The sequence below is a fragment of the Streptomyces sp. OfavH-34-F genome (assembly GCF_022347745.1).
In the GTDB taxonomy this organism is placed as follows: domain Bacteria; phylum Actinomycetota; class Actinomycetes; order Streptomycetales; family Streptomycetaceae; genus Streptomyces.
This window is the reverse complement of the sequence record NZ_JAKRGC010000194.1, coordinates 1-11892: the sequence shown is the minus strand read 5'-3', so window position 1 is coordinate 11892 and position 11892 is coordinate 1. Positions and strand designations below refer to the sequence as shown.

Genomic DNA, 11892 nt, shown 5'->3' with positions numbered 1-11892 from the left:
CGCCACCACCGTGCTCGCCCGGCCCGGCGAACCGCCCGCCAGCGGCGAACTCGCGGACGCGATCCGCCGCGCCCACGCCCGCGAGGTGGTCCTGCTCCCCAACGACGGGGAACTGCGCCACACCGCCGCCGCGGCCGCCGAACAGGCCAGGGCCCACGGCGTCCGGGTCGCCGTCATCCCCACCCGCGCCGCCGTCCAGGGCATCGCCGCGCTGGCCGTCCACGAGCCGGACCGCAGCTTCGACGAGGACGTGGTGGCCATGACCTCGGCGGCCGGCGCCACCCGCTACGCCGAACTCGCCGTCGCCGAACGGCAGTCCTGGACCACGGCGGGCATCTGTCAGGCCGGCGACATCCTCGGCCTCATCGACGGCGACGTGGCGGTCATCGGCCAGGACGTCCCCGGCACCGCCCGCAAGGTGCTCGACCGGATGCTCGCCTCCGGCGGCGAACTGGTCACCCTGGTCCTCGGCGAGAACACCCCGCCCACCCTCGCCGCCACCCTGGAACAGCACGTCCGCGAAGGCCACCTGGCGGTGGACACGACGATCTACCACGGGGGCCGCCAGACCGCCCCGCTGCTCATCGGCGTGGAATAGGTTTCCGCCGGCCCGGCGCCGCCCTTCGGCCGACTGTCACTGCCGTGGTGTGCAATGGGAGGCGTGTCTGCGTTCGACGAACCCCTGAAGAAGCTCCTCGGCGGTCCCACCGCGAAGGTGATGGGCGAGCACCTCGACCTGCACACGGTCGGTGACCTCCTGCACCACTACCCCCGCCGGTACGAGGAGCGCGGCCGGCTCACGGCGCTGACCGACCTCCCGCTCGACGAGCACGTCACGGTCGTCGCCCAGGTCGCCGACGCCCGCGTCCTCACCTTCAACGGGGGCCGCGGCAGACGCCTGGAAGTCACCCTCACCGACGGCCACGGCCGGCTCCAGCTCGTCTTCTTCGGCCACGGCGTCCACAAGCCCCACAAGGAACTGCTGCCCGGCCGGCGCGCCATGTTCGCCGGCAAGGTCTCCGTCTTCAACCGCAGGATGCAGCTCGCCCACCCCACCTACCAGCTGCTCGACGCCGCCGACAGCGACGAGGCCGGCGAGGCCGTCGACGCCTTCGCGGGCAAGCTGCTGCCGATCTACCCCGCCTGCAAGCAGCTCGACTCCTGGCGGATCGCCAAGGCGGTGGACGCCGTCCTGCCCAGCGCGGGCCAGGCCGTCGACCCACTGCCCGCCACCCTGCGCGAGGGCCGCGGCTTCGTCTCGCTGCCCGAGGCCCTGCTCAAGATCCACCGGCCGGCCACCAAGGCCGACGTGGCCGCCGCCCGCGACCGGCTCAAGTGGGACGAGGCCTTCGTCCTCCAGGTCGCCCTCGCCCGCCGCCGGGTCGCCGACGCCCAGCTGCCCGCCGTCGCCCGCCGGCCCGCCCCGGGCGGCCTCCTCGACGCGTTCGACGCGAAGCTGCCGTTCACCCTCACCGACGGCCAGCGCACGGTCTCGAAGGAGATCTTCGACGACCTCGCCACCGAGCACCCGATGCACCGGCTCCTGCAGGGCGAAGTCGGCTCCGGCAAGACGATGGTCGCCCTGCGCGCCATGCTCGCCGTCGTCGACTCCGGCGGCCAGGCAGCCATGCTCGCGCCCACCGAGGTCCTCGCCCAGCAGCACCACCGGTCCATCACCGAGATGATGGGCGAGCTGGCCGAAGGAGGCATGCTCGGCGGCTCCGACCAGGGCACCAAGGTCGTCCTGCTCACCGGCTCCATGGGCACCGCCGCCCGCCGCCAGGCCCTGCTCGACCTGGTCACCGGCGAGGCGGGGCTCGTCATCGGCACCCACGCCCTCATCGAGGACAAGGTCAAGTTCCACGACCTGGGCCTGGTCGTCGTGGACGAACAGCACCGCTTCGGCGTCGAACAGCGCGACGCCCTGCGCTCCAAGGGGAAGCAGCCGCCCCACCTCCTCGTCATGACCGCGACGCCCATCCCGCGCACCGTCGCCATGACCGTTTTCGGCGACCTGGAGACCTCCGTACTCGACCAGCTCCCGGCCGGCCGCTCACCCATCGCCAGCCACGTCGTCCCCGCCCGGGACAAGCCCCACTTCCTCAGCCGCGCCTGGGAACGCGTCCGCGAGGAGGTCGAGGGCGGCCACCAGGCGTACGTCGTCTGCCCCCGCATCGGGGACGACGAGGACGACCCCGCCAAGAAGAAGGGGAAGGGCGCAAAGGCCGCCGAGGAGGAGGCCGCCGCCCAGGACAAGCGCCCCCCGCTCGCCGTCCTGGAGATCGCCGAACAGCTCGCCCGGGGGCCCCTGGCCGGCCTGCGCGTCGAGGTGCTGCACGGCAGGATGCAGCCCGACGACAAGGACGACGTGATGCGCCGCTTCGCCGCCGGCGACGTGGACGTCCTGGTCGCCACCACCGTCATCGAGGTCGGCGTCAACGTCCCCAACGCCACCGCGATGGTCATCATGGACGCCGACCGCTTCGGCGTCTCCCAGCTGCACCAGCTGCGCGGCCGGGTCGGCCGCGGCTCCGCCCCCGGCCTCTGCCTGCTGGTCACCGAGGCCCACGAGGCGAGCCCCGCCCGCGCCCGCCTCTCCGCCGTCGCCGCCACCCTGGACGGCTTCGAGCTGTCCCGGATCGACCTCGAACAGCGCCGCGAGGGCGATGTGCTCGGCCAGGCCCAGTCCGGCGTCCGCTCCTCGCTGCGGGTCCTCAGCGTCATCGACGACGAGGAGGTCATCGCCGCCGCCCGCCAGGAGGCCGGCGCCGTCGTCGCCGCCGACCCGGACCTCGACCGCCTGCCCGAACTGCGCACCGCCCTGGACGCCCTGCTGGACAAGGAGCGCGAGGAGTACCTCGACAAGGGGTGAGCCCGGGGCGCCCGGCCGCCGCCCACGCCATATCGTGGGAGCCACGGCGCCCGCGGCACCCCGCGCACCGCCCCGAACCGACCCGAGGACCAGTCACCCATGACCCGCGTGATCGCAGGCGTGGCCGGCGGACGCCGCCTGGCCGTCCCGCCCGGCACCGGCACCCGCCCCACATCCGACCGCGCGCGCGAGGGCCTGTTCTCCACCTGGCAGGCGCTCCTGGGCACCCTGGACGGCATCCGGGTCGCCGACCTCTACGCCGGCTCCGGCGCGGTCGGCCTCGAAGCGCTCTCCCGGGGCGCCGCCCACGCCCTGCTCGTGGAGGCCGACGCCAAGGCCCTGCGCACCGTCCGGGACAACGCCCGCACCCTGGGCCTGCCCGGCGCCGAGGTCCGGGGCGGCAAAGCCGAACAGATCGTGACGGGCCCGGCACCGGCCGCCCCGTACGACGTGGTCTTCCTCGACCCGCCGTACGCCGTCACCGACGACGATCTTGCCGAGATCCTGCTCACACTCCGTACCCAGGGGTGGCTCACGGACGACGCGCTCGTCACGGTGGAACGCAGCACCAGGGGCGGAGAATTCAACTGGCCCAAGGGTTTCGAGCCGTTGCGAGCCCGTCGCTACGGCGAGGGAACCCTTTGGTACGGTCGCGCCGCCGCTACGTGCGAAGACGCACGATGACCGGACCGGAGAGCGAGGAAATCAAGTTGCGCCGCGCCGTATGCCCCGGGTCCTTCGACCCCATCACCAACGGACATCTCGACATCATCGGCCGCGCCTCGAAGCTGTACGACGTCGTACACATCGCGGTGATGATCAACCAGTCCAAGAAGGGCCTCTTCACGGTCGACGAGCGGATCGACCTCATCCGCCAGGTCACCGCCGAGTTCGACAACGTCCGGGTCGAGTCCTTCCACGGCCTCCTCGTCGACTTCTGCAAGCAGCACGAGATCCCGGCGATCGTGAAGGGCCTGCGGGCCGTGAGCGACTTCGACTACGAACTCCAGATGGCCCAGATGAACAACGGGCTCACCGGCGTCGAGACGCTCTTCGTGCCGACCAACCCGACCTACAGCTTCCTGTCGTCCTCGCTGGTCAAGGAGGTCGCGGCCTGGGGCGGCGACGTCTCGCACCTGCTGCCGCCGGTCGTCCGGGAGGCCCTCACCGCACGGCTCGCCGAGCGCTGAACCACTGACGGAACGTCAGCCGTACCGGCCGCGGGTGTCGGGCGGGAGCCGACTGGCCGTACAGTCGTCCCGTCCGTCTCCAACCGGCAGTAGAGAGTGGCGAGCACACGGTGGACGTGCAGAAGAAGCTCGACGAGATCGTCGCGACGGTCGGGAACGCCCGGTCCATGCCCATGTCGGCGTCCTGCGTGGTCAACCGCGCCGAACTGCTCGCGATGCTCGAAGAGGTGCGGGACGCCCTGCCCGGCTCGCTCGCCCAGGCCGCGGAGGTCATCGGCGGCCACGAGCAGCTCGTCGAACAGGCCCGCCAGGAGGCTGGCCGCATCATCGAGAGCGCCCGCGCCGAGCGCACCGCCCTGATCGCCGGGACCGAGATCGCCCGGCACGCCCAGGCCGAGGCCGACCGCATCCTCGCCGAGGCGCGCAAGGAGGCCGACGAGGTCCGCGCCGAGGCCGACGAGTACGTCGACAGCAAGCTCGCCAACTTCGAGGTCGTCCTCACCAAGACCATCGGCTCCGTCGACCGGGGCCGCGAGAAGCTGCTCGGCCGGGGCCCGGGCTACGACGAGCAGGGCTACGAGGACCCCGACTTCGCCGAGGCCCCCGAGCGCAGCGCCGACCCGGAGACCCTGCGCAGCCGCGCCGACGCGTACGTGGACACCAAGCTGGGTGCCTTCGAGGCGGTGCTCGCCAAGACGCTGGAGGCGGTGGGCCGGGGCCGGCAGAAGCTGCACGGCCGCGTCGCCACCGACGAGCTGGGCGCGCACATCGCCGCCCAGGACGCGGCCGGCGACCAGGGCCGCACCAGCGACGAGGACCACTGGGCCGGCCTGGCCGAGGTCGCCGCCCCGCAGCCGCTCCCGATCCCGCACCAGAGCGAGCCGCAGTACGGCGCCCAGCCGGAGCCCCAGTACACCCAGGGCTACGGCTACCAGGACCAGCCCCAGCAGGACGTGTACGGCTACCCGCAGCAGCCCGACCCGTACGCGGCCTACCCGCAGCAGGGCTACGACGGCACCGGGCATGTCCAGGGCCAGGACCCGTCCGGGGCGCAGGGCGGCTACGATGCCTGGCAGCAGCCGGTCCAGTCCCCGCAGGCAGTGCCGCAGCACGGCGAGGCCGCCCTGGACGAGACCAGCCTCTTCGACACCAGCATGATCGACCTGGACCAGCTCCGCCGCTACGAGCAGGGCCGCTGACCGCCGCAGGGCCCGGATTGGGAGCTGGGCGATGTGTCCAGTATCCTGGCTCCTCGGTCGCGCGTATGTCCGCGATCCCGGCTGCCCGCTTCGACTCCGGACCGGTCGGCCCCTCCCACCACGCGTGACGCGTTCGACCCGAAAGCAGGAAAAGCCCTGAACGGCCATCTCGACCACCGAAACCCCCTCGTGTTCGACACGCACGAGCTGGGCCGGCGTCCGGGTGCCATGAGGCGGCTGACCCGCACGGCGGACGCCCCCGCCGATCTCGGCATCGGCGGCGTCATCGGAGTGCCGGAAGGCGCCCCGGTGGAGCTGGACCTCCGCCTCGAATCCGTCATGGAGGGCGTGCTCGTCACCGGGACCGCCCGCGCGACGGTCGAGGGGGAGTGCGTAAGGTGTCTGGAGCCGCTGAGCCGCGAGGTCGAGGCGGACTTCCAGGAGATGTTCTCGTACCCTGACGCCGATGACCGGAACCACGGCAAGCCCGTGGACCCGGCCGACGACGCCGAGGACGACGAGGACAGGCTTTTTCTCGAGGACGGCCTGTTCGACCTCGAGCCGGTGCTGCGTGATGCGGTGGTGCTCGCACTGCCGATGCAGCCGGTGTGCAAGGAATCCTGTGCCGGTCTGTGCTCCGAGTGCGGAGTCAGGCTGGACGAGAATCCCGGCCACCACCACGATGCCGTCGACGCTCGTTGGGCGGCACTGCAAGGACTCGCCGAGACCATTCAGGACGGCGAGAAGGACAACATGGGCGGCGCCGCACCCGGCGTCGACAAGAAGCAGGAGAAGTAGCCGTGGCTGTTCCGAAGCGGAAGATGTCGCGCAGCAACACGCGCCACCGCCGGTCGCAGTGGAAGGCTGCGGTCCCCACCCTGGTTTCGTGCGAGCGCTGCCAGGAGCCGAAGCTGCAGCACATCGCGTGCCCCAGCTGCGGCACGTACAACAAGCGCCAGGTCCTCGAGGTCTGAGCGGCTGGTGAGAGGCCCGATGTCTGAGTTGTCCCACGCCAAGAAGCAGGCAGACAACGTCAACACAGCCTCGTCCCACACGCTTCTGGAAGGGCGGCTCGGGTACCAACTCGAGTCCGCCCTTCTGGTGCGTGCGCTGACCCACCGTTCGTACGCGTACGAGAACGGCGGTCTGCCCACCAACGAGCGGCTGGAGTTCCTCGGGGACTCCGTGCTCGGCCTGGTGGTCACGGACACGCTGTACCGCACCCACCCCGACCTGCCCGAAGGCCAGCTGGCCAAACTGCGGGCCGCGGTGGTCAACTCGCGCGCACTGGCGGAAGTGGGCCGCGGCCTCGAACTCGGCTCCTTCATCCGGCTCGGCCGCGGTGAAGAGGGCACGGGTGGCCGGGACAAGGCGTCCATCCTCGCCGACACCCTGGAAGCGGTGATCGGCGCGGTCTATCTCGATCAGGGCCTGGACGCGGCGTCGGAGCTGGTGCACCGGCTCTTCGACCCGCTGATCGACAGGTCTTCGAACCTCGGCGCCGGCCTGGACTGGAAGACCAGCCTCCAGGAGCTGACCGCGAGCGAGAGCCTCGGTGTCCCCGAGTACCTCGTCACGGAGACCGGCCCGGACCACGAGAAGACCTTCACTGCTGCCGCCCGCGTCGGTGGTGTCTCGTACGGCACCGGCACCGGCCGTAGCAAGAAGGAAGCGGAGCAGCAGGCGGCCGAGTCCGCCTGGCGCGAGATCAGCGCCGCCGCGGAAGCACGGGAGGCAGCGGCGAAGGCCGCCGCCGACGGAGGGGCCGCCGACACCCCTGCCGACCCCGCGCAGTCCACGGACGTCGCTCCGGCCTGACCTGCGGAGAACCCCCCGGTGCCGCCGTGCGCCGGGGGGTTCTCCCATTTCTCTGTACGCCTTCTCGCTCTCTCGCCTTCTCGCCTTCTCGTCCCAGGAGCCTCCCGTGCCCGAACTGCCCGAGGTCGAAGTCGTCCGCCGAGGTCTGGAGCGCTGGGTCGCCGGACGGACCGCCGCCGAGGTCGAGGTGCTGCATCCGCGCGCGGTCCGCCGCCACCTCGCGGGCGGCGTGGACTTCGCGGCCCGGCTCACCGGGGCCCGGTTCGGGACGGCGATGCGCCGGGGCAAGTACCTGTGGGTGCCGCTGGACGGGGCGGCCGGCTCGCTCCTGGGCCACCTCGGCATGAGCGGCCAGCTCCTCGTGCAGCCCGTGGGCGCCCCCGACGAGAAACATCTGCGGATCAGGATCGGCTTCGCCGACGCGGTCGGCACCGAACTGCGCTTCGTGGACCAGCGCACCTTCGGCGGGCTCTCGCTCCACGAGAACACCCCCGACGGCCTGCCCGACGTCATCGCGCACATCGCCCGCGACCCCCTGGACCCGGCCTTCGACGACGCCGCCTTCCACACCGCGCTGCGGCTGCGCCGCACCACGATCAAGCGCGCCCTGCTCGACCAGTCGCTGATCAGCGGCGTCGGCAACATCTACGCGGACGAGGCGCTGTGGCGGTCCCGGCTGCACTACGACCGGCCGACCGCGACCCTCACCCGCCCCAAGTCCGCCGAGCTGCTCGGCCACGTCCGCGACGTCATGAACGCGGCACTCGCCCAGGGCGGCACCAGCTTCGACAGCCTCTACGTGAACGTCAACGGCGAATCCGGCTACTTCGACCGGTCGCTCGACGCCTACGGCCGCGAGGGCGAGCCCTGCCACCGCTGCGGCACGGCGATGGCGCGGCGCCCCTGGATGAACCGGTCGAGCTACTACTGCCCCCGCTGCCAGCGCCCCCCGCGCAACGCCTGACGGACCCGCCCACCGGACGGGCCCGCCGAATCGCGCGCCGGGACGCGGCTCAGAAGCCGAAGTCCTGGGTCCACCAGGGGCCGCCGGCGCCGTAGTGGACGCCGACGCCGAGCGTCTTGTAATCGCAGTTAAGAATGTTTGCGCGGTGACCGTCGCTGTTCATCCAGGCGGCCATCACGGCCTGGGCGTCGGCCTGGCCGCGGGCGATGTTCTCGGCGCCGAGGCCCGCTATGCCGGCCGCGTCCGCCCGGTCCCAGGGGGTCCTGCCGTCCGGGTCGGTGTGGCCGAAGAAGCCGCGCGCGGCCATGTCGTCGCTGAAGCGCTGGGCCAGCGAGGCCAGGGACGCGCTCGCGGTGACCGGGCTGCACCCGACCTTGCCGCGCTCCTCGTTGACGAGGGCGAGGATCGCCGCCTGGGCCGAGGCGGCGGTGGCGGTGGGCTTGGCGCTCTTCGACGGGGCCGGGGCCGAGGGCTTCGGAGCGGCGGGCGCCGTGCTCCGGGTGGCCGTGGTGGCCGGGGTCTTCGCGGCGGTGGAGGAGGCGGGCCGGGCCGACTCCTTCTTCCCGGACGCGGTCGTCCTCCCGCCCGTGGCCTTCTTCGAGGCGGTGGCCTTCTTCGAAGCGGCGGCCTTCTTTCCGGCCTCGGTCTTCGAGGGGCCGGCCGAAGCGGAATGCGATGCGGAGGCCGTACGGGAGGCGCTGGGGGAGGCCGACTTCGACGGGTCCGACGAGTCAGAGCCCGACTTCTTGGGCCCGGAGACACGGTCGGTGCTGCGGCTCGCCGGCGCCGAAGCGGAAGAGCGATCGGTGGGCGATGCGGTGGCGCCGCCCTGAGAGAGCAGATCCGGCGCGGCCTGCGAGCGCACCTGGTCGGCGGTCGGGCCGCCGCTCACGGTGTGGCCGTCGCCGCCGGGCAGCAGCCCCGAGGCCACGGCGACCGCTCCGACGGCCAGGGCCGTCGAGACGCCGATGAGCCCGGTGCGCAACGGAAGCGACGAGCGCTTCCGGCGGTCCGCCGCCGCATTCCGGCCCGCGGCCCCCTCGGCCTGTTCCCCAGCGGCGGGAGCTGCGCCGCCGCGTCGATGGCGTCCCATCTGCTGTGCCCTTCTGACGACCTGGACGCCGTTTTCGACGCCCCGCACTCACCCGTACGAGTGAGGCTTGTGCGAGGGGACTGTACGCCATGGGCATGTGCCGGGAGGTGCTCCGCGAGCCACCGGACGGATAGCGTTCGGGCATGGAAGAAGAGGTACGGCTCACCGCCTGGGTACGCGGCCGAGTACAGCAAGTAGGGTTCCGCTGGTTCACCAGGGCAAACGCTTTGGAGATCGGCGGCCTCACGGGTTTCGCCCTCAATCTCGACGACGGCCGGGTGCAGGTCGTGGCGGAGGGCCGACGTGAGAATTGCCACCGTCTCCTGGACTGGCTGCGGTCCGACGACACACCCGGCCGCGTGGACGGCGTCACTGAGATATGGGACACGCCGCGCGGGGGTTACGACGGCTTCGCGATCCGCTGAGTGCCCCCGGAAAGGGGGCCCTGAAGGGCTGTGCGCGCGGCCCGTGTCCGACGCGCGGCGCGGGGTGACGGAAAGGGCCCCCGCCGCGCCCGCACCCGAAATGACCTGCGGAATGTTCCGATGGTTGCCAAGATCGGGCCGGCGTGTCAGGCTGCCGCCCAACGGATGATCCCGCCGCCCGTGAGGGCCCCGTGGAGGAGTCGCACCACATGATCGTCGAGCCGTGTGCCCCGGAGGCGCCCGGCTCCGCAGGGTGTGATCGTGTTGACCGTCAAACTTTTTGGTGAGACTCTGAAAACCCCGCGCACCTTAGCTGTTCGGCAGAGCTGGTAGGCAGCAGGACCGCAGTGACACAGAGCACTGCCGAGCACCGCGGGTGCGATCCCTCACGACCCACACCGCATCGGTCGGTCACTCATTGTGGAGGACCATCCATCATGGCAAAGGCGCTTCTCGGTTACGTCGGCGGTTCCGACCCGCGACTCCTCGCCGAGATGCGACGGCTTCAGCAGCGCGTCCAGGACCTCGAATCCGAGCTCGTACGGATTCAGCAGGAGAACGACGCGCTCAACGCCGCCGCCCAGCACCAGTCGCTGCTCGACAGCATGGACATCGACGTACCCCAGGCGGAGCCGGCGCTCACCTGACCGGACCCGCTTGATCCGGCCGGACTCAGCGATCCGGACGACACCACGTCGAGCCAGTCATTGAACGCCGCACATCATCAGGGCGCGTGTGCGGCGACGCACTGGATCCATGGAACAACAGGGGACGCTTCGGCGTCCCTTCTTTCTTTTCTCCCCCCGCTCCGCGCAGCGGCTGCCCGGACCTACACCCCTTCCCTTACCGTCTGATGTGCCCTGCACCTTCATCGGCGAAACCGAGCGCGAAAGGTAGAGTCCGGCGGCGTGCACCTCAAGGCCCTGACCCTGCGCGGTTTCAAGTCGTTCGCCTCCGCCACGACCCTGCGCTTCGAACCCGGAATCACCTGCGTCGTCGGGCCCAACGGGTCGGGCAAATCCAATGTGGTGGACGCGCTTTCCTGGGTCATGGGGGAACAGGGCGCGAAATCCCTGCGCGGCGGAAAGATGGAGGACGTGATCTTCGCCGGGACCACCGGCAGGCCACCGCTGGGCCGCGCCGAGGTCTCCCTCACGATCGACAATTCCGACGGCGCCCTGCCCATCGAGTACGCCGAAGTCACCATTACCCGGATCATGTTCCGCAACGGCGGCAGCGAATACCAGATCAACGGTGACACCTGCCGGCTGCTGGACATCCAGGAACTCCTCTCCGATTCCGGTATCGGCCGCGAGATGCACGTCATCGTCGGCCAGGGCCAGCTCGACTCCGTCCTGCACGCCGACCCGATGGGCCGCCGCGCCTTCATCGAGGAGGCGGCCGGGGTCCTCAAGCACCGCAAGCGCAAGGAGAAGGCGCTGCGGAAGCTCGACGCGATGGGCGCCAACCTGGCCAGGGTCCAGGACCTCACCGACGAACTGCGGCGGCAGCTGAAACCGCTCGGCCGGCAGGCGGCAGTGGCCCGCCGCGCCGCCGTCATCCAGGCCGACCTGCGCGACGCCCGGCTGCGCCTCCTCGCCGACGACCTCGTGGCCCTGCGCACCGCCCTGCGGAGCGAGATCGCCGACGAAGCCGCGCTCAGGCAGCGCCGGGAGGCCGCCGAGGCGGAACTCAGGGCCGCCCTCGCCCACGAGGCCGAACTGGAGGAGCAGGTGCGGCGGCTGGCCCCCCGGCTCCAGCGCGCCCAGCAGACCTGGTACGAGCTGTCCCAGCTGGCCGAACGCGTCCGCGGCACGATCTCGCTGGCCGACGCACGGGTCAAGAGCGCCACCGCCCCGCCCGAGGAGGAGCGCCGGGGCCGCGACCCCGAGGACCTGGAGCGCGAGGCCGCCCGCGTCCGCGAGCAGGAGGCCGAGCTGACCGCAGCCCTGGAGGCCGCCGAACACGCGCTGGACGACACCGCCGCCCACCGCCAGGAGCTGGAGCGGGAACTGGCCGCCGAGGAGCGCAGGCTCAAGGACGCCGCCCGCGCGCTCGCCGACCGCCGCGAGGGCCTCGCCCGGCTGCACGGCCAGGTCAACGCCGCCCGCAGCCGCGCCGGTTCGGCCCAGGCGGAGATCGACCGGCTCTCCGCCTCGCGCGACGAGGCGCGGGAGCGGGCCGTCGCCGCCCAGGAGGAGTACGAGCAGCTGAAGGCCGAGGTCGACGGCATGGAGGCCGGCGACACGGAACTCGGTGAGCGGCACGAGGCGGCCCGGCGCGAGCTGAAGGAGGCCGAGGCGGCGCTCTCCCGCGCCCGCGAGGAGGCCA

12 protein-coding genes and 1 pseudogene are annotated in these 11892 nt (G+C 71.8%); 12 read left to right on the top strand and 1 reads right to left on the bottom strand.

Features of this window, described 5'->3' with window-relative positions:
* The 9 genes and pseudogenes from MHW47_RS23895 to mutM all read left to right on the top strand — a co-directional run.
* Positions 1-598 (top strand): annotated as a pseudogene (locus MHW47_RS23895) (dihydroxyacetone kinase); the annotation flags it as partial.
* Positions 599-652: 54 nt separating this feature from the next.
* Complete coding sequence (recG, locus tag MHW47_RS23890) at positions 653-2872, top strand: ATP-dependent DNA helicase RecG (RefSeq protein ID WP_239225831.1); 2220 nt, start codon at positions 653-655, stop codon at positions 2870-2872.
* A 99-nt stretch (positions 2873-2971) separates the two neighbouring features.
* Positions 2972-3556 carry a 16S rRNA (guanine(966)-N(2))-methyltransferase RsmD gene (gene rsmD / locus MHW47_RS23885; RefSeq protein ID WP_239225830.1) on the top strand — a complete coding sequence of 195 codons (585 nt, stop codon included), beginning with the start codon at positions 2972-2974 and terminating at the stop codon, positions 3554-3556.
* Between the two features lie 26 nt (positions 3557-3582).
* Positions 3583-4062, top strand: a complete 480-nt coding sequence (coaD, locus tag MHW47_RS23880; RefSeq protein WP_239225832.1) for a pantetheine-phosphate adenylyltransferase — start codon at positions 3583-3585, stop codon at positions 4060-4062.
* A gap of 110 nt (positions 4063-4172) precedes the next feature.
* A complete protein-coding gene (locus tag MHW47_RS23875) occupies positions 4173-5261 on the top strand; it encodes an ATP synthase F0 subunit B (protein WP_239225829.1) in 1089 nt (362 codons plus the stop codon).
* 189 nt (positions 5262-5450) lie between these two features.
* Positions 5451-6059: a DUF177 domain-containing protein gene (locus MHW47_RS23870; protein WP_239225828.1), complete on the top strand. Its 609-nt coding sequence runs from the start codon at positions 5451-5453 to the stop codon at positions 6057-6059.
* 2 nt (positions 6060-6061) lie between these two features.
* A complete protein-coding gene (rpmF, locus tag MHW47_RS23865) occupies positions 6062-6235 on the top strand; it encodes a 50S ribosomal protein L32 (RefSeq protein ID WP_003965982.1) in 174 nt (57 codons plus the stop codon).
* A 19-nt stretch (positions 6236-6254) separates the two neighbouring features.
* A complete protein-coding gene (rnc, locus tag MHW47_RS23860) occupies positions 6255-7079 on the top strand; it encodes a ribonuclease III (RefSeq protein ID WP_239225827.1) in 825 nt (274 codons plus the stop codon).
* Between the two features lie 106 nt (positions 7080-7185).
* Entirely contained in the window at positions 7186-8043 is an 858-nt protein-coding gene (mutM, locus tag MHW47_RS23855; RefSeq protein ID WP_239225826.1) for a bifunctional DNA-formamidopyrimidine glycosylase/DNA-(apurinic or apyrimidinic site) lyase, read from the top strand.
* 49 nt (positions 8044-8092) lie between these two features.
* Here the strand turns inward: mutM and MHW47_RS23850 are convergent, their stop codons facing one another.
* The gene (locus tag MHW47_RS23850) at positions 8093-9136 is read right to left on the bottom strand and encodes a CAP domain-containing protein (protein ID WP_239225825.1); all 1044 of its coding nucleotides are present in this window, start codon (positions 9134-9136) and stop codon (positions 8093-8095) included.
* 143 nt (positions 9137-9279) lie between these two features.
* Here MHW47_RS23850 and MHW47_RS23845 point away from each other — a divergent pair, with 143 nt between their 5' ends.
* The 3 genes from MHW47_RS23845 to MHW47_RS23835 all read left to right on the top strand — a co-directional run.
* Entirely contained in the window at positions 9280-9561 is a 282-nt protein-coding gene (locus tag MHW47_RS23845; RefSeq protein ID WP_239225824.1) for an acylphosphatase, read from the top strand.
* A 437-nt stretch (positions 9562-9998) separates the two neighbouring features.
* A complete protein-coding gene (locus MHW47_RS23840; RefSeq protein WP_239225823.1) occupies positions 9999-10208 on the top strand; it encodes a hypothetical protein in 210 nt (69 codons plus the stop codon).
* A gap of 261 nt (positions 10209-10469) precedes the next feature.
* Positions 10470-11892 (top strand): chromosome segregation SMC family protein (locus MHW47_RS23835; RefSeq protein WP_239225822.1); only part of this gene is annotated, 1423 nt, incomplete at its 3' end.